At 53.4% G+C, this 18867-nt stretch carries 14 protein-coding genes; 1 reads left to right on the top strand and 13 read right to left on the bottom strand.

Annotation, left to right across the window (positions count from 1 at the left end; translation table 11 throughout):
* Positions 1-171 precede the first annotated feature (171 nt).
* Positions 172-2091, top strand: coding sequence for a peptidoglycan DD-transpeptidase MrdA2 (mrdA2, locus tag OGV38_RS19825; protein WP_103283735.1), 1920 nt, complete (start codon positions 172-174; stop codon positions 2089-2091).
* On the opposite strand, the gene bglB is transcribed toward mrdA2, so the two are convergent.
* The 13 genes from bglB to tap all read right to left on the bottom strand — a co-directional run bounded on the left by bglB (position 2063) and on the right by tap (position 18850).
* On the bottom strand, positions 2063-3202 hold the full coding sequence (gene bglB / locus OGV38_RS19820) for a beta-galactosidase BglB (RefSeq protein WP_181500318.1): 1140 nt from the start codon (positions 3200-3202) through the stop codon (positions 2063-2065). The two genes, mrdA2 and bglB, sit on opposite strands and share 29 nt — an antisense overlap.
* Positions 3203-4789, bottom strand: coding sequence for an MFS transporter (locus OGV38_RS19815; protein WP_019077040.1), 1587 nt, complete (start codon positions 4787-4789; stop codon positions 3203-3205). It lies immediately after the preceding gene.
* A 262-nt stretch (positions 4790-5051) separates the two neighbouring features.
* Entirely contained in the window at positions 5052-5444 is a 393-nt protein-coding gene (gene flhE, locus OGV38_RS19810; RefSeq protein ID WP_286474519.1) for a flagellar protein FlhE, read from the bottom strand.
* On the bottom strand, positions 5444-7522 hold the full coding sequence (flhA, locus tag OGV38_RS19805; RefSeq protein WP_016153428.1) for a flagellar biosynthesis protein FlhA: 2079 nt from the start codon (positions 7520-7522) through the stop codon (positions 5444-5446). Before flhA ends, flhE begins: the two co-directional genes overlap by 1 nt.
* A complete protein-coding gene (gene flhB, locus OGV38_RS19800; protein WP_016153429.1) occupies positions 7515-8666 on the bottom strand; it encodes a flagellar biosynthesis protein FlhB in 1152 nt (383 codons plus the stop codon). The genes flhA and flhB overlap by 8 nt, the downstream gene beginning before the upstream one ends.
* A 140-nt stretch (positions 8667-8806) precedes the next feature.
* Positions 8807-11473, bottom strand: a complete 2667-nt coding sequence (locus OGV38_RS19795) for a family 78 glycoside hydrolase catalytic domain (RefSeq protein WP_181500317.1) — start codon at positions 11471-11473, stop codon at positions 8807-8809.
* 24 nt (positions 11474-11497) lie between these two features.
* Positions 11498-12799 carry an MFS transporter gene (locus tag OGV38_RS19790; protein ID WP_286474516.1) on the bottom strand — a complete coding sequence of 434 codons (1302 nt, stop codon included), beginning with the start codon at positions 12797-12799 and terminating at the stop codon, positions 11498-11500.
* Positions 12800-12905: 106 nt separating this feature from the next.
* On the bottom strand, positions 12906-13757 hold the full coding sequence (locus OGV38_RS19785; protein WP_016153432.1) for a helix-turn-helix domain-containing protein: 852 nt from the start codon (positions 13755-13757) through the stop codon (positions 12906-12908).
* Between the two features lie 487 nt (positions 13758-14244).
* Positions 14245-14889 (bottom strand): protein phosphatase CheZ, encoded by a 645-nt coding sequence (cheZ, locus tag OGV38_RS19780; RefSeq protein WP_029139578.1) that lies wholly within the window; start codon positions 14887-14889, stop codon positions 14245-14247.
* Positions 14890-14902: 13 nt separating this feature from the next.
* Positions 14903-15292: a chemotaxis response regulator CheY gene (cheY, locus tag OGV38_RS19775; RefSeq protein WP_016153434.1), complete on the bottom strand. Its 390-nt coding sequence runs from the start codon at positions 15290-15292 to the stop codon at positions 14903-14905.
* An 18-nt stretch (positions 15293-15310) separates the two neighbouring features.
* On the bottom strand, positions 15311-16360 hold the full coding sequence (locus tag OGV38_RS19770; RefSeq protein ID WP_016153435.1) for a protein-glutamate methylesterase/protein-glutamine glutaminase: 1050 nt from the start codon (positions 16358-16360) through the stop codon (positions 15311-15313).
* Entirely contained in the window at positions 16357-17229 is an 873-nt protein-coding gene (cheR, locus tag OGV38_RS19765) for a protein-glutamate O-methyltransferase CheR (RefSeq protein WP_016153436.1), read from the bottom strand. Before cheR ends, OGV38_RS19770 begins: the two co-directional genes overlap by 4 nt.
* A gap of 19 nt (positions 17230-17248) precedes the next feature.
* Entirely contained in the window at positions 17249-18850 is a 1602-nt protein-coding gene (tap, locus tag OGV38_RS19760) for a methyl-accepting chemotaxis protein IV (protein ID WP_181500316.1), read from the bottom strand.
* Positions 18851-18867 lie beyond the last annotated feature (17 nt).

The following is an 18867-nucleotide window of genomic DNA, read 5'->3' as shown; positions in this document are numbered from 1 at the left end:
ATCAGGCCTGACTCCGAAATTCGGACTCAGGCCTTTTTTATTTCTGTAACAGGCCATCTGTAACAACTCACAAGGAATGACACATTTCCGTAGAGATATGGAACATTTTTTGCCTGTCATCCCGTTTAAGCCTCCGTATCATGAGGCGGCGAATTAATCGGGTACGGGTCAATGACATTCAGAGATTTTGAGGCGGAGGAAAAACTCTTCCAGCGGCGTGTATTGGTGGCCTTTGGCCTGGTGGTCATCTGCTTTGGCATCCTGATTTACAATCTCTACAACTTACAAATCTGTCAGCACCAGTATTACACCACCCGCTCGAATGCAAACGACATCAAAATGCTGCCCGTGGCCCCGACGCGTGGCATGATTTACGATCGCAACGGCATCCCGCTGGTGCGCAACGTAACCTGGTACGACATTTCCGTTACGCCTTATAAAATCAGTGATATGAATGCCCTGATCAGGCAGCTCACGCCTATCATTGACCTCACTCCTGATGACATTGACCAGTTTCGCCATGCGCTGAAAGCCAGCAGCCGCTATCGCCCGGTTGTGCTAAAAAATGCGCTGACCGATGTGGAAATCGCCCGCTTCTCGGTTAACCAGTTTCATTTCAGCGGCGTCAATATCAATAGCTATGAAGACCGCCAGTACCCTTATGGCACAGCGCTGGCGCATGTCCTTGGCTATGTGTCAAAAATCAATGACAACGACCTGAAAGCGCTGGATCAAAAAGGCCTGACAGAGAACTACGCCGCCGATCACAACATCGGTAAGCAGGGTATTGAGCACTACTATGAAAATGAACTGCATGGGAAAACCGGTTATCAGGAGGTCGAAGTTGATAACCACGGACGCATCGTACGTCTGATCAAAGATGTGCCGCCCGTTGCCGGAAAAGATATCCACCTGACGCTGGACCTCCATTTACAGCAATATATTGAGAGTCTGTTGGTGGGCCAGCGGGCCGCCGTTTTGGTTGAGGATCCGCATGACGGTTCCGTGCTGGCAATGGTTTCGAACCCCAGCTATGACCCCAATCCATTTGTTAAAGGTATCAGCTATCAGGACTATAACAAGCTGCTTCAGGATAAGGACCTGCCGTTAATCAACCGCGTCACGCAGGGGTTATATCCTCCCGCCTCCACGGTCAAACCGTATATGGCGATGTCAGCGTTACTGGACGGCGTGATCACGCCGCAGACCCGTTTCTTCGGCGCCCCCACCTGGACGCTCCCCGGCACGGAGCGACATTACCGTGACTGGAAAAAAACGGGCCACGGTATGCTGGATGTCACCAAAGCAATTGAAGAATCTGCCGACACATTCTTTTATCAGGTGGCATATATGATGGGGATTGACCGTATTAACAGCATGCTCAGCCAGTTTGGCTATGGCAAGCCGACCGGCATCGATCTTGGTGAGGAGTATAACGGCCTGCTCCCGAGCCGCGAATGGAAGCAGAAAGTGCATAAAAAAGCCTGGTATCAGGGAGATACCATTTCGGTTGGCATCGGTCAGGGATACTGGATTGCCACGCCGATCCAGATGGTTAAAGCCATGGTCGCGCTGATTAACAACGGCAAGGTTATCGCCCCTCACCTGCTACGTGATGAAGAGAGCGGAAAAGTCATCACGCCGTACCAGGCTCCCGAAGCACCGTCACAAATTGCCTCTGCTTCGTCCCCCTACTGGGGGCTGGTGCGTCAAGCGATGTTCGGCATGGCGAATGAGCCAAACGGTACCGGTTATAAGTTCTTTCACACCGCGCCTTACGGCATTGCAGCGAAAAGTGGCACATCACAGGTCTTTAGCCTGAAAGAAAATCAGACCTACGATGCGAAAATGATCCCCGTGCGTCTGCGCGACCACGTGTTCTATACCGCATTTGCGCCATATAAGAACCCGAAAGTCGCCATAGCGTTAATTCTGGAAAACGGCGGCAGCGATGGCGTCACCGCCGCACCAGTCATGCGTCAAATCATGGATCATCTGTTTGCTGCGCAGGACGACGACGCACAAGCGGGTCCGATAGCCGCAACGCCATCGGACACCGATATCAAAAATACTTACGCAAGTATTCGGTAAGGCACAGCATCGCCATCGCCTGACCGTAAGGCATGGAGGTCCGGGGGATGTTGCGGTAGAAATCGAGATTGTGGCCCATCCCGGTACCAAACGAGGTATGCAGCAATTCACCTTCCGGCGAAATATGTTGCACAATGCCTCTGATGGCTTTTTCGGCTACAGCCGCATAGTCTTGTCCGACATAGCGTTTACGTACCGCTTTGAGGATCCCATAGGCAAATCCGGCGGTTGCCGAGGCTTCCAGATACGACTGCGGGTCGTCCAGCAAGGTGTGCCACAGTCCGCTTTCATCCTGGCACTTCGCCAGCGCCGCGATTTGCGCGTTCAAAACCTGCACCAGATAGCGGTGCACTGCATTGTTTTCCGGCAAATCAACTAATTCGAGGAAATCCGGGATGACTATAGTTAACCAGCTGTTGCCACGCGCCCAGCGAGCGTTGGCGAAGTTATGCTGTCCTTCATAGCTCCAGCCGTGGAACCACAGCCCCGTTTCTTTATCCATCAGGTTTTGCACGTGCAGCAGGAACTGATAGGTTGCCTCTTCAATATGCTCGGGACGGTTGAGCAACTTGCCAATCTTCGCCAGCGGTAAGACCGTCATCATCAACGTGTCATCCCACATCTGCTGGTGATTTTCTTCCGCCAGCGTAATGTGCTGCATACCGCCGAATTGGGTACGCGGCATATCATGCATTGCCCACTCAGCCCAGCTGTCGAGCCACGGCAGATACGCGGGATTACGCGTCTCTTCATAGCGATATGCCAGCGTTAAAAACGGTGCCATGGTGTTAACGTTTTTGGTCGTTGCACCTTCCGCAAAGCGATCGGCAAACCAGTTGTCGATAATATCGCGCATCGTGGCATCGCCGGTTTGCTGATAATACTGATACATCCCGTACAAGCCGATGCCGTGCGTCCACTCCCATCCCGCCCAGCCTTTGGTATCAATAACGCGTCCGTCATCCAGACGTAGCAAGAACTCACCGGTCTCGTCATGAATATTGACCAGGTTATGCGTCACCTTTTTGATCAACGCTTTTAATTCATCCCTGGCAATAAAATGTTCTGGCTGGCGCAACAATGGACTGTGTTTAACCGGATAAACAATCATTTACTTAACCTCTGTCAATGTCGAATTTAATACAGCACCCTTTTCCAGTTTCGGTGCCGCTGGTTTATTACGATTCAGGTAACCAATATTGTTGTTACCCCAAAGTGATTCATAAGGCATGCCCGATAGCATCTCTACGGTCGCGCGTCCTTTAGCGGAAAGTCCTTCCAACACGGGTTGCCCGGACTCACGCATTTTTGCTGTCTCTTCACGCAGGGTGCTGTGCGTTTGCAGGTTCAGTTTGAAGCGCAAGGAAACCAGGAAACCCAGCGCCAGAACAATCAGCGTTCCGCAGCTCAGAATTAACAGGATGGTATGGCTGACCGCCACGGGCTGTGCGCTCTGACCGGAGACAAAACCAGACAACTGCATCACAATCCCCACCAGCATCACCGCTCCCGCCTGCGACGCTTTACGCGTTAACGTCATAATGCCGGCGAAGATCCCTTCCCGACGCTGACCGGTGATCACTTCGTCAACGTCGGCAATATAGGTGTAGATATTCCAGGGAACGTAGTTGATACCACCGCGTCCCAAACCCGCAACGGCGGAAACCAATAGCAACAGAGAATAAACATCGCTTAATCCGGCGTAATACAGCCCCGCATAGGAGAGTGAACTGAGGCCAAACAGGACGACCACCATGCGATAAGACGGCGCAGGTCCGAAACGGATGCACAATGGGATCATGGCGATAACGGCAATAAACTGGAAGATAGCCATCGTACCCAGCAGGTTTGACGCCATCGATGCTTCCTGCATCAGCACAAACACCACATAGTAAGTAAAGACGGCGTTAAAGACGTCCTGGGCAATATAGCCGCCAAGATACATTCCTAAATGCTGGCGAAAGATACGGATGCGCAGTGTTGAACTCAGTTCCACAAATAAACGGTTCATACTCTGACTCAAGGTCAGGCTTTTCTTCTCTTCTTCGGCTCGCAGCGCCGCCTCAGTCCACTCTTCCCGTGGGCGTTCCCAGGTAAAGAACCAGACGAAGGTCAGCATCATTGCGCACAGCACAGAAAACACCAGGCTGGCGTAGAAAAAAGAGACGGGGTTGTCCTTGCCAAACAGCGTCAGCAGAACGCCGGGTAAGAATGAGGCCAGAATGGCAGACATTTGCGCCATCGAAATGCGCGCGCCGGAGAATTTGGTTTTCTGTTTAAAGTCATCGGTCATTTCGGGTACCAGCGTTTCGTATGGCACCAGAATCATGGTGTAGACCACGTCAAAAATCAGATAGGTGAGCAGGTAGTACCAGAACCCCATATCACCCACCCACATTAGTGAGTAGCTAAAGACACAGGGTATCCCCAACAGAATAAAAAACTTGCGTCGCCCAAAGCGTTTGCCGAGCCAGGTGGAGCCAAAGTTATCGGTTAAAAAACCCATTAATGGGCTAACAACGGCATCCAACACCCTGGCGGTAGCGAAGATAAAGGTTGCTTCGATTGGCGTCAGGCCACAGAACGTCGTGTAAAAATAGAGTAGCCAGGCCGCGGTTAACGCCGTGGTGCCTGCGCCTAAAAAATCCCCCGAACCGTAGGCAAAATAGTTAACCAACCCAATTTTACGTGTATTCATTGCCGTTACCCCTGCACATTATTGGGAGGCCCCGCAATCCTCGCTTTGACATTGGGCCTCCTTACAGGGCCACAGTAAAAGCTAACAGCAAGTGAAACCTTTCTATTTTTGCCAGGGATATTCGTGAAATGGCAACAGCACAAAGAGTCCGGCAACGTATGTCACCTATTTTATAAAACAGCGTTTCTATTTAATCAAAGAGGCGGACTAGAATTGCGAAGCAGCCAGCAGTTTCTGCTGCTGGCCGGAATGAAGGGAGGCGTTAACGATAGTTCACAATCACCTGATTGCTCTGAACTTGCAAGGCGGGGATCAGGCGACCGCCACCGGGTACTTCCCAGACAAAATGCATCGGTTCGATGGCGGGAACATTATTGAATCCGTTGGTGGTCCCGCTTTGCCCGTCCAGCTCAACACAGCGGGACTGAGAACATAAACGCACCCGTAAACCCGCGGGCGTTGGGCCATTGAGCTCATAGCGCCAGGCCACCAGCGTCATCAACCCCGAGACCGGCTGGCTGGGCGTCAGAGGTGTAGACGAGGCTGACTGGCCGCGGTGATTTAAAGTAATCCCCATGCCGCTGGCCTGCCAGGCGCCTTCTCCGGCAGCCTGCGCTACCAGAGGAAAAAACAACAACCACAGTAATTTACGCATTACTTACCTCCAATAGTCGCCGTCATACGGATATGGCGGTTGTCAGACAGCTCCATGTTCGATAACACCACCAGTTGCGGAATGCTGCGACGTAAAAAGCGAGCCAGTAACGGACGCAACGCGTGGTTGACCAGCAAGACCGGCGGCGCACCCAACATTTCCTGACGGGACAGCGCTTCCTGAGTCTGGGCCAGCAGTCGGTCTGCAAGACCTGGCTCCAGACCGCCGCCGCCCTGCAGCGCCTGCAGAAGCAAACGTTCGAGCGGGGTATCAAGGCCGATAACCTGAACCTCTTCATTACCCGGGAACCACTGCTGAGTGATGGCGCGCCCCAACGCAACACGTACCACCGCGGTAAGCTCATGCGGATCGTTTTGCAGCGGTGCATGTTCAGCCAGCGTTTCGAGAATGGTGCGCATATCGCGAATCGGTACTTTCTCATCCAGTAAGTTCTGCAGCACTTTATGCAGCGTAGTGAGCGTCACGACGCCCGGAACCAGGTCTTCTGTCAGTTTTGGCATCTCCTGCGAAACGCGGTCCAGTAGCTGTTGCGCCTCCTGACGGCCAAACAGCTCAGCAGCGAACTGCCCAATCAGGTGATTAAGGTGCGTGGCGACAACGGTACTGGCTTCAACAACCGTAAAGCCCTGAATCTGCGCCTGTTCCTTCAATGCGCTTTCAATCCAGATAGCGTCCAGACCGAAAGCCGGATCGACCGTTTTCTCGCCCGGCAGTGACCCGGCGGCAGTACCAGGGTTAATGGCCAGCCAGCGTCCCGGATAGGCGTCACCGCTGCCAATTTCCACCCCTTTCATCAAAATACGATAGCGGGCCGGCTGCAGATCCATATTGTCGCGGATATGTACCACCGGCGGCAGAAAACCCATATCCTGGGCAAATTTCTTACGAATACTGCGAATTCGCCCCAGCAACTCGCCATCTTGCTGAAAGTCCACCATTGGGATCAGGCGGTAGCCTACCTCCATCCCCAGGGAATCCTCCAGTTGTACGTCATTCCATGTTGCTTCCACCACGGAGTTGTTTTCCGGCATTTTCACCGGCTGCGGCTCATCGGGAGCTTTTTGCTCACGACCACGCATCCACCAGGCCAGACCCAGTAACGCGGCGGTAAACATCAAAAACACCAGGTTCGGCATCCCCGGAACCAGACCCAAAAGACCAAGCACCGCCGCACTAAGCAGCATGACACTAGGATTACTGAACAGTTGGGTCACCATCTGTTCGCCTACATCCTGGTCGGTACTCACGCGGGTCACGATAACCCCCGCCGCGGTGGAAATTACCAGCGCAGGAATTTGCGCCACCAGCCCGTCACCGATGGTCAGCAGGGTATAACTTTCCGCTGCGCTACCCATGCTCATACCATGCTGCAACACCCCGACTAACAGACCGCCGACCACGTTGATCACCATGATCAAAATACCGGCGATGGCATCTCCACGTACGAATTTACTCGCACCGTCCATAGAGCCGTAGAAATCCGCTTCCTGCGTCACCTCCGAGCGTCGTTTTTTGGCTTCATCTTCGCCAATCAGACCCGCATTCAAATCCGCATCAATCGCCATCTGCTTGCCGGGCATACCATCCAGCACGAAGCGCGCGCCAACCTCGGCGATACGCCCGGCACCTTTGGTGATAACCATAAAGTTGATAATGACGAGAATAACGAAGACCACGATACCGATCGCAAAGTTACCGCCCACCAGGAAGTGACCAAAAGCTTCAACCACCTTTCCCGCCGCCGCCGCGCCGGTATGCCCTTCCATTAAAATGATACGCGTCGACGCAACGTTCAGGGCGAGGCGTAATAATGTGGTAAACAGCAAAATCGTCGGGAATGCGGCAAACTCCAGCGTACGCTGGGTGAACATCGCCACCAGCAGCACCATGATCGACAGCGCAATGTTAAACGTGAACAGCAAATCGAGGACGAAAGCCGGCAACGGCAACACCATCATCGACAGGATCAGCAGGATAAGGATTGGTCCGGCAAGGATTTGCAGTTGCGTGGATTTCAGGTTGCTGGGCAAACGCAACATCGCGACCAGATTAGCCATCAGTATTCTTCTCGTTCATGAAATCCAGTGCTTCAGGCACCGGAAGGTTTTCAGGTTGTGGTGGACGCTTGCCGCCGGCGAGACGCCAGCGTTTTAGCTGCCATACCCATGCCAGCACTTCGGCAACGGCGGCATATAATTGACCCGGTATTTGTTGACCAATCTCAGCATGACGGTATAGCGCACGCGCCAGCGGCGGCGCTTCTAACGTAGGGACTCGATGTTCAGCGCCAATCTCACGAATGCGCAACGCCACCAGCCCCGCGCCTTTGGCAACAACTTTCGGCGCGCTCATTTTGTTCTCGTCATACTTCAACGCCACCGAATAGTGCGTGGGGTTGGTAACAATCACGTCTGCTTTCGGCACATCCGCCATCATGCGACGCTGCGCGGCCGCGCGCTGCATTTGGCGTATTTTGCCCTTAACGTGCGGGTCGCCTTCGCTTTGCTTAAATTCGTCACGAATATCCTGACGCGACATGCGCAGCTTTTTCAGATGGCTGTAAATCTGGAAAAAAACGTCGAACCCCACCATCGGAATAACGCCAAGCACCACCAACAGCGCGCACATACCAACTAAATCCAGGGCGTTGCCCATCGCCGTAATCGGCGATTCCGCCATCAGACGCATCATCGCCGGCCAGTTATGCCAGAGATAAAATCCGGCCACGCTCCCCACCAGCGTGGACTTCAGTATCGCTTTGAGCAGTTCCGCCCCGGTTTGCGCTGAAAACATGCGTTTAATGCCCGGCAACGGATTCAGCTTAGAGAACTTGGGCTGCAGAGATTTACCGCTGAAAATCAAGCCGCCAAGCATCACCGGGGAGATTAATGCCACCAGAACGACGCCGGTAATCAACGGTAACAGCGCAATCATCGCGTCTTTAATCAGCAGGATGATTTGGCTGAGGATCAGGTTAGGGTCATTGACCATACTGTGGTCAAAACGTAATCCGGCCGACAGCATACCGGCCAGTCTGCGGGCAAGCGACTCCCCGCCAATCCAGATAATGCACACGCCCACCAGCAAAATAAGCAGTGAGGTCAGCTCTTTGGATCGGGGGACTTGCCCTTCTTCCCGTGCTTTTTCAAGTCGGTGGGGTGTGGGGGCTTCTGTTTTGTCGTCGTCGCTTTCTTCTGCCACGGCATTACTCTCGTCGTCACGGTCACGAGTATTATCGCGACCGCAACCATTGCCAATGCGTCGAATAGCGAAACGAAAACAGAGGAATTCGAGCGTTCGTTTGCCACGACAGCGTGAACGCTGCCGTGACAACCACGCGGTTAGCGCTGCCAGATAACGCGATAATGGCCCGATCCCACCTGCGCGCTATAGCCGCCGTCTACTGGCGCGAAGTCGAGGCCATCGGTATCGAGCAGCGTTTGTGCGCCATCAAGGATCACCATTGAGTGAGTATTCGGCGGAATATCTACCTCAAGGGTGATGGACTGTAAGCCATCGCGCGCCGGTTCCTGCGTCCAGTGGACGGCAATATCACCATATACCGAGCCGTATCGCGCTTTCAGCCATGTCAGGCCACCGCCCGGAATAGGCCGCAGTACCGAAGATTTAAATCCCGGCGCGTGTTCTTCGGTATTTATTCCCGCCGCCACGCGATACAGCCATTCACCGATCGCCCCGTAGGCATAATGGTTGAAAGAGTTCATGTCCGGGCTCCACATTGTGCCGTCCGGTTTCACGCCATCCCAGTGTTCCCAAATCGTCGTCGCCCCGGCCTTTACCTGATACAACCAGCTTGGGAAGTCCTCTTTCATCAGTAATTGCCACGCCGCGTCGGCCTGCCCGTTTTCGCTCAATGCGTGACAGAAATAGGGTGTGCCGACAAACCCCGTCACCAGATGACCGTCATTTTCCGCCAGCAGTTCCAGCAGCGTTTGCACGGTGCGCTCGCGGTGCGCGTCCGGCACTAACTGGAAGTAAAGCGCCAGAATATGCGCCGTTTGCGTGCGTGCCGCCAGCCGCCCGGTGGCGGTAAAAAACTCATTGCGGAAGCTTTCGACAATCGCGGTATGCAGCGCCTGATAATGGGTGTGATCTACGTCATTTCCCAGTGCTTTGGCTGATTTCGCCAGCAGCAGCGTGGACAACGCATAGTAGGCCATGCAGGTCAGTTCATTCGGCGTTGCGCCAAAATAGCTGCCCTCTTTGGCATCCAGCGCAACCCAATCGCCAAACTGCAGTTTCCACGACCACTGGTTCTCAACAGCGTTGTCATGCATAAACTCCACCCAGGCTTTCATGCTGTCGTACTGGCGGGCCAGCGTCTGTTTATCGCCGTACATCAGGTACAGCGTCCACGGGTTAATCACCGCCGCATCGGCCCAGGCGGCGGCGGAATGGGTGCGCCCGTGGGATAAAAAGCGGTCGTTGTCGCATTTGCCGGTGAGGATATCGGGAATGACGTGCGGCACACCGCCCTCCGGCGTTTGGTCGTGCTGAAGATCGGTCAGCCATTTGGCAAAAAAAGTGCGCGTCTGCATCAGATAACTCGCGGTGCGGCAGAAAATTTGCGCATCGCCCGTCCATCCCAGACGTTCATCGCGCTGCGGGCAGTCAGTTGGGATATCGACGAAATTGCCCTTAAGCCCCCACATGATGTTGTGATGCAGTTGGTTGAGATCCGCGTTTGAGGTTTCAATGTGACCCGTCGGCGTCATCGCGGAATGCAGCACGACCGCGACAAAGTCATCCCGCGTCGGCGTGCCAGGCCAACGTTCAATCAGCACATAACGGAAACCCTGAAAGGTAAAATGCGGGTGAAAACATTCTTCACCCTCGCCGCGTAAGGTGTAATCAATGCACTGTTTGGCGGTGCGCAGGTTCGCCAGATAAACATTGCCTTCGGCATCCAGCACTTCAAAATGGCGCAGCACCACGCGCTCACCTGCCGCACCGCGCACCCGAAACTCCACCCAGCCGCTGAGGTTCTGGCCAAAATCAAGCACCGTCTCGCCTTTTGGCGTCGTGATGATTGAGCACGGCGCAAGCCGTTCTATTTCTTGTACCGGGCAGGCCGTTTGCGGTTGCAGCACCGAAGTCTCTGCCGCAAGCGTCGTCACCGCGCGCCAATGCCCGGCGCTAAACGCAGGCTCGCTCCAGCCACGCTGCTCCCGACGTGCGTCATACACTTCGCCATCATAAATTTCAGCAAACAAAATGGCGTCATCGCTGCCCTGCCAGTGTGCATCCGTGGCGATTATCCGCTGGCTACCATCGCGGAGCGTCACCACCATATGGCAAATAAACCCCGTCTGCTGGCCGTAATAGTTGCGATAGCGGTTGAAGCTCATATCCCCTTTATACCAACCCGCCCCCACCATCGCGCCAATCACGTTTTCGCCTTCTCGCAGGTGCTCGGTCACATCCCTGGTTTGATACAACAGATGGTGGTGGTAGCTCGTCCAGCCGGGCGATAACTCATCACGCCCGACTTTTTCGCCGTTGATCCACAGTTGATACAGCCCCAGCGCGCTGGCATGTACCACCGCCGAAACAATGTCATCACCGTCGGGCAAACTGAACGCATGGCGCAACAATGTGCCTTTTGAGTTGTCTTTATCCTGCGGCGTTTCAGCCGAGATAAACACCCCTTGCCACGCTCGCGCTGGCAGGCCAGTAATAAACGTTGCCGCCGGGCTCCAGCCGCTCTCTTCACCGTGGTTGTCGGTAATATGCACCCGCACAAAATAGCGCGTCGAGTGCTGGCAGGCGACGTCGGGCAATTCGATATTACTGGAGCGGTCATCGTGCATTTCGCCGCTGTCAAACAGGCATTGGGCAAAATCTTCTTGCGCCGACAGCTGCAAACGCCAGCTACGCTGCTGTACATCGCGCAAGGTGCTGGTGATTATCCAGCCGAAAACCGGCAACGTTTCGCAGCCCGTCAGCGTGGTTTCATAGTTGAGCGTAATCTTTTCTACTGCCAACATAATTTTTCCCTCAGTGGCTCATATTCAGGCTTTGGCCCGCAAAGTATCGTGCGACGCCTGTCCGTTATCAGGCGTCGCCACCATTTCTGTTTCTGCATTAAATTCATTACGTTGCTTGCCGTGGAAGCACAGCCAGCCGATAACCATGCCTATCGCCACAATCGCCGTCAGCAGGCAATAAAGAACCACCGGCCCCGCGCTCAACAGCACAGGAGTGACGAACGCCAACAAGCCGCAGGTCAGACGGGCGACACCGACAATCCCCCCTTGCGCGGTGGCGCGTAGCATGGTGGGGAATGACTCTTGCGCCCACACTTTCATGATGCCTTCGAAGGCAAATCCTGTGCCGATATTGGTAAACAGCAGGCAGCAGAACCAGGAGAGTGGCGAGAAATTAAACAGTACCGGCACGAAATAACCACCGGACATCATCACCGCGCCAAAAATAAAGAATGGAACCCGTTTTGAGGTATCAACGACGCGCATAAACATCAACCCAGACGCCACGCTCACTGGCAGAATCAACAGCCCCCACAGCGAGTGCGTGCTGACCGAAATGCCCACCACATTTACCGCTACATAAGCCCCAAACTGCCCGCCGGTATTGGCCGCCAGATTGGTGAAGGTATAAAAGATACACAGCGAGATAAACGGCCACAGGTATTTGCCTTCGAGCAGATCGCGCCAGCCGGTTTTCTGCGCCCGCACGGTGGCGATGCCACGACGCAGTTCATCCTTTGCCGCCAACCACAGCGGCGACTCTGGGATAGACCAACGCAGGATCATCAGCACAACCGCCACCAGCCCAACGTGCATATACATGATTTGCGCGCCAATCAGCCCCCAGTCGCCGACGATAGCGGAGATCCCCATCGTGGCGCCAATTCCCACCAGCCAGAGTAAATTGGACAAGCCGATAATCTTGCCGCGGTTTTCATCGTTCGCCGCTTCGGAGATAGTCGCCAGAGAGACGGGTAAATCAGCCCCTGTCGCCAGCCCCACCAAGAGTGTGCCCAGCACCAGGAACGGGAAGTTCAAACCAAAGGCCAGCGCCAGCGTGCCGATAAAAATCATCGCCATCGTAATAATAAAAACATTACGACGACCAATACGGTCTCCAAGACGACCGCCACCAAAAGCCCCAGCGGCAATACTCAGCGTTAATAATCCAGATAAAATGCCAATTTGTAGTGCAGTAATACCCATTGTTTTTTGATAAATGACTAAGGCTGTACCACTGGAAACAATAGCCGCCGAATCAATATATGATGCCATTCCAGACACCACCCCAATATACCAGGGGTTAGGTGTTTTATTTTTTGACATAACGATTCCCTTAAATTTACAGATAGTAAGGCGAGAAATAAGCGTATGGCCTACCCCCGTCACGATGGATGGTAGTAATAATTTTTTATTGTTATTAACCTAACAATTAAATCGCTATTAAAACTCGTGAATGAAGTTCACGTTCATGACTTGGAGGATAATGAAAATACCGTCGATACGATTCAGTCAACCTGATCGCATTCATAAAACCACAACGTGCCGCAATTTCACTGATGGTTTTATCCGTAGTGCGCAGTAATTCTTGAGCTTTTAATACACGATACAACATCTGGAATTTAACCGGAGTATAACCGGTCACTCGCTTAATTAAGCGATACATCGTGCGCCTGGCGACACCGTTATCATCACTCAACACATTCCAGTCCAAATGACGCAAGCTACTGGTCTTGAGCATACGGATCAGGTTGGCTCGCCCTCGCTCATCAGGGCTAAGCGCCTCGGTCTGGCGGTCGCACTGGCAAAGCGTGTTGATGATGTTCAGCAAAGCGACTTCACACAATGAAAAATAGAGCACATCATAGTTACTCTCGTTACGTGAGATTATCTCCTGGCTCAATACCTCAATACGCGCCAGCGCTCCCTGAGTTAACGCCAGCGCGGTAGGCTGTAGAAGTTTTTCTTTTATACAATCGAGCAAATTATCAATGTGCTGTAAAAAATGAAAACTGCGCGGGCGACGAATTAATATATTAATAACCGACAGATTATTAGTTGAAACATAACTATGGGTATCGTTAGCGGTCACTAAAAAAAAGTCACCCTGGCAGATAAAACGAACCAAGTCATTAATAATATGAAACCCGCTACCGCTACGGACAATCACCAGTTCATCAAAATCATGCCCGTGCACACCTTCCATTAATTGGTTATTCATCGAAAAAAGACAAAACGCATGTTGCTCTGAATGAAAAAAATCATTCTCACGTAAAATTCGCATATCTCCCCCGCCGCTATTCGAGTAAAAACACTCGGGATATCGATAAATAACCTACTGACATAATATATTGCCTTGCACTGATAACCATTTAACTGCAATTATTATGACAAGTCTATATATCGCACTGTCACTCAGGCGTAACCCGCTGTGACCTCAGCATCATTTCGGCAAATAACCGCCAAGTTATGGCATAAAAAAGAGGATATACGCCGTGCAGATGAACCCACTTCATCCAGGCATTCAACCGGGTACGAATCATAGTGCAGGGCACATTGTCCCGACTGGCGGCCCAATAACCCTGCGGGATCCACAAAAGCGCAGCGCTCGGTATGCAGCGTTCGAACCCGTTCTGGCAACATCACCGTAAAAATGGATAGTAAGTAAAGAGAACGATAGGTATCTGTAGGCCGGATAACGCGCAAGCCGTTATCGGTTAGAATGCCTGGCGGCGAGCGCCTGCCGGGCCAGCAAATAAAAACGCTACGGATCAGAACCCGAGGCTATCCAGCAGGTCGTCAACCTGATCCTGACTTGCCACCACGCCGGCTTTTGAGGTGTCAACCTGCGGGCCGTTAAGCAAGCTTTCGTTTTCACGTTTTGGACGAGCGCCCTGCTCTGGAATGTTTTCCAGCAGAACCATCAGCAACTGACGTTCAATCTCCTGGATAACATCCATCATGCGCTTGATGACCTGACCGGTGAGGTCCTGGAAATCCTGCGCCATCATGATGTCCAGCAGTTGAGCGTTAGTAAAGCTGGTATGCCCTGGCACATCACCCAGGAACTGGCGGGTATCGGTGACCAGTTCACGGGCGTCAGACAGCTCGATCGGATTTTCGAACCATTCATCCCAGCGTTTGGTCAGGTCTTTGGCCCCTTTTTCCATCGCGTCCTGGTGCGGCTGCGAAGCTTCCACACTGTTCAGCGCGCGCTCTGCCGCCTGTGCGGTCATCTGCACAACGTAATCGAGACGATCGCGGGCATCGGGAATCGCTTCTGCCGCTTCGGCAATAGCCTGATCCAGCCCCAGTTCACGCAGGCTGTCGCGCAGCATTCGGGTCAAACTGCCGATGCGCGCGATGATGTCCCCGGCTGAATGTTCGTCAGCAGGTTTAATTTGTGGTTGCATCATCATTATCACACCCTCACATGCCCAGTTTCTCAAAGATTTTATTGAGTTTCTCTTCTAGCGTCGCCGCCGTGAACGGTTTCACGACATAACCACTGGCGCCAGCCTGTGCCGCCGCAATGATATTCTCTTTCTTCGCTTCTGCCGTAACCATCAGCACCGGCAGGGCGGACATTCCGCCATCAGCACGAATGGTTTTCAGCAGTTCCAGGCCATCCATGTTCGGCATATTCCAGTCGGAAATGACAAAACCAAATCCCCCAGCCTGCAGCTTATTCAGCGCGTCCACGCCGTCTTCGGCCTCTTCAACATTGTTGAAACCCAGTTCTTTGAGCAGGTTACGCACGATGCGACGCATGGTGGAAAAGTCATCCACAACCAAAAACTTAAGCTCTTTATCCGCCATAAAAAATAAACTCCTGATTCAAATACGTATTGCCTGTCCGGCACTGATTTTCGCCAGCATTTGCTGGCTTACCTGGCTAAGATCGACCACTTCGCTTACGCCACCCATATTGATGGCCTCGCGCGGCATGCCGAACACCACACAACTTGCTTCGTTTTGCGCAATGGTCCAGGCACCCGCCTGGTTCATCGCTAACATTCCGGCGGCGCCATCGTTGCCCATACCCGTCAGGATCACTCCCACGGCATTACGCCCCGCATGTTTTGCCACCGAATGGAACAGCACATCCACTGAAGGTCGATGCCGGTTAACCGGTGGACCATCATGAATTTTGATCTGGTAGTTCGCCCCGCTGCGCGCCAGTTCCATATGCTTGTCACCAGGGGCGATATACGCATGCCCTGGAAGCACGCGCTCCCCGTCCTCAGCCTCTTTCACGGTGATCTGACACAGTTTGTTCAGACGCTCGGCGAATGAGCGGGTAAATCCTGGCGGCATATGCTGGGTAATAAGAATACCGGGACTTGAAAGCGGCAATGGCTGGAGTACATGGCGAATTGCCTCTGTTCCTCCGGTTGAGGCGCCAATCGCCAGCAGTTTTTCAGAACTGAGTAACGGCCCCGCTTTCAAGGTCACCTGTGCCGTCATGGGTTTGTGGGCCGCCAGTTTTGCCCGCGACGCGGTGCGGATCTTCTCAGCGATCATTTCGCTGTAGGCCAACATCCCTTCACGGATCCCCAACTGTGGTTTGGTGACAAAATCAATCGCCCCCAACTCCAGCGCCCGCAGCGTGACCTCAGACCCTTTACCGGTCAGCGAAGAGACCATAACCACTGGCATCGGACGCAGACGCATCAGCTTCTCAAGAAAGTCGAGGCCGTCCATGCGCGGCATTTCCACATCCAGCGTCAGGACGTCGGGATTGAATTTTTTGATTAAATCCCGGGCAACCAACGGATCCGGCGCCGTCGCCACCATTTCCATATCACTGTGGCTGTTAATAATTTCGGTCATGATTTGACGCATCAGTGCAGAATCATCAACCGATAAAACCCTGATTTTACTCATGCTTTATCCTTACCTGGCGCATGCGCATACACCGTCTGTCCACGCAAGCTAAACTCGCGCACGAGGTTGCTAAAGTTTTCTGAATGACCTGCAAACAGCAGCCCATCTGGTTTAAGAAGTGGAACAAAACGGTGCAAAATGTCCTGCTGCGTCGTTTTATCAAAATAGATCATCACGTTACGGCAAAATATGGCATCGAAGGGGCCTGGCACGTTGTACTGCTTATCCAGTAAATTCACGCTGGAAAATTCAACATGCCCCGCCAGTTCCTGCCGAACGCGTACCAGTCCTTCATGCGGTCCGGTGCCACGCATGAAATAACGCTGTAGCTGCTGCGGTGACAGCGTCTTTAGCTCATCAAGGCGGTAGATGCCGCTTCTGGCTTTTTCCAGCACTTCGGTATCAATGTCGCTGGCAAAAACACGCCAGCGGCCCGGAGCCATACCTAAGGTATCGGCGAGCGTAATCGCAATGCTGTACGGCTCTTCTCCGGTTGACGCCGCCGCGCTCCAGACACGGTATTCACCGCTGCGCCGACGAGCATGATCTGACAGCACTGGAAAATGATGCCCTTCGCGAAAAAACGCGGTCAGATTGGTAGTCAGGGAGTTAATAAAAGCCTGCCACTCAGCACTGTTCTGGTTAGCTTCCAGCATGCTGAGATAGCGACCAAAGTCATCCAGTCCCAGGGTTCGCAGACGGCGGACCAGGCGGTTATAAACCATGTCCCGCTTATGGTCGGCCAGTACGATCCCCGCACGCTGGTAGATTAATTGACATATCCGACGAAAATGCGCGTCAGACAGCGCGAGGCGCTGTGTCATCTGTAACAATAATGACGTTTGCCCAGGGGGCAGAGATGATGTCATAGCGCCTTCTCAATCACATTCAGGATACAACGGGCACAACCTGCGGCTGCGCCAATTCTTGTTTTGCTACGGTTTGCTCTTCAAGCTTAAAAAATGCGACACAAGCAGAAAGATTATCGGCCTGCATGGCAAGTTGTCCGGTGGCGGATGCGGCTTCTTCCACCAGCCCGGCGTTTTGCTGCGTCACAGAGTCCATCTGGCTGACGGCCTGCGCCACCTGCTCGATGCCTCTGCGCTGTTCATCAGAAGCAGAAGCAATCTCGCCCATGATGTCGTTAACCCGGGTAACCGAGCTGACAATTTCCGTCATGGTACGCGCTGCCATATCAACCAACTGCGAGCCCTGATGCACTCGGGTGACAGACTCCTCAATGAGCCCCTTAATTTCTTTCGCCGCCTGTGCGCTACGGCTTGCCAGATTGCGCACTTCGCCCGCAACCACGGCAAAACCACGCCCCTGCTCACCCGCGCGAGCGGCCTCAACCGCGGCATTCAGCGCGAGGATGTTGGTCTGAAAGGCAATGCTGTCAATCACGCCGATGATGTCGCCAATTTTCTGCGAGCTCGCGGAAATCTCATGCATGGTGCTGGCGACCCGGGACGTCTGTTCGCCGCCTTTATGCGCTGTATCTGCCGCACTTTTGGCAATTCCTGACGCCTGGCGCGCGTTATCCGCATTCTGTCCTACGGTGGCGGTCAGTTGTTCCATGCTGGCTGCCGTTTGCGCCAGCGCGGCCGCCTGCTGTTCAGTGCGCGAAGACAAATCGTTATTACCCATCGCGATTTCTGAAATGCTGCTATGCATGGCTGAGCTGCCCTGGCGTACTTCGCTTACCGTTTCACGCAGTGCCTGCTGCATCTTCTTCAGACTGGCAAAAATGGCTGATATCTCATTGCGCCCATAAACCGCTACCGGCCGGGCCAGATTACCCGCGGCAATGCTGTCGAAATGACTGCCCACTATCGCCAGCGGCTGGACAATCATCTTGCGCGACCAGTACAGCGCACCGCTGGTGAGCAGTGCCGCCAGTACCACCATGGTGGCGAAAATCACCCCCGACATATGGTAATTTCGCTGGCTCTGCTCTCCTGCCGTTTGCAACACGCGATCGATGTTGCTCTGCCACGCATTCACATTTGCATCAAAAGCATCCTGAGCAGCCTGCACCGGCGCGGTCAGAAAATCTGACAACTGATTGTTTTCAAGCCAGGTGGCCTGATGCGCAAGAGCGCTGTGCCATTGGCTGAAAGTTTTCTCCGTTGCGCCAAACAGCGCCTTTCCTTGTGCCGTCGTATCCGATGTCGCCATAAAGCGTTTAAACATCAATTCAGACTGCGCCAGGCTATCACGTGCGAGGGTCATCAGCGTGTTGATATCCTCTGGCGGATAGCTCAGGGCGGTCAGCGTCCCTGCCTTATTAAGGGCCGTACTGGCCTGTAATAACACAGCGCGGGTTTGGGCCAGCGCAGCGCGTTGCTGATTACTTCGTTCGACCTGATTCAGGTTCTGAAAACCGTCCCGAAATGCCCAGAAGGACAAGCCATTACTGCCAATCTGCAAAACACCGCAGAGGATTAAAATCAAAAACAGCGTGGTCGAAATTCGAATACGATTAAACATCAACGCTCCCATTGGGC

The sequence above is a fragment of the Citrobacter sp. Cb080 genome (assembly GCF_030334745.1).
In the GTDB taxonomy this organism is placed as follows: domain Bacteria; phylum Pseudomonadota; class Gammaproteobacteria; order Enterobacterales; family Enterobacteriaceae; genus Citrobacter; species Citrobacter braakii.
The sequence above is the reverse complement of the archived record's forward strand: the minus strand, read 5'-3'. Positions and strand labels throughout refer to the sequence as shown.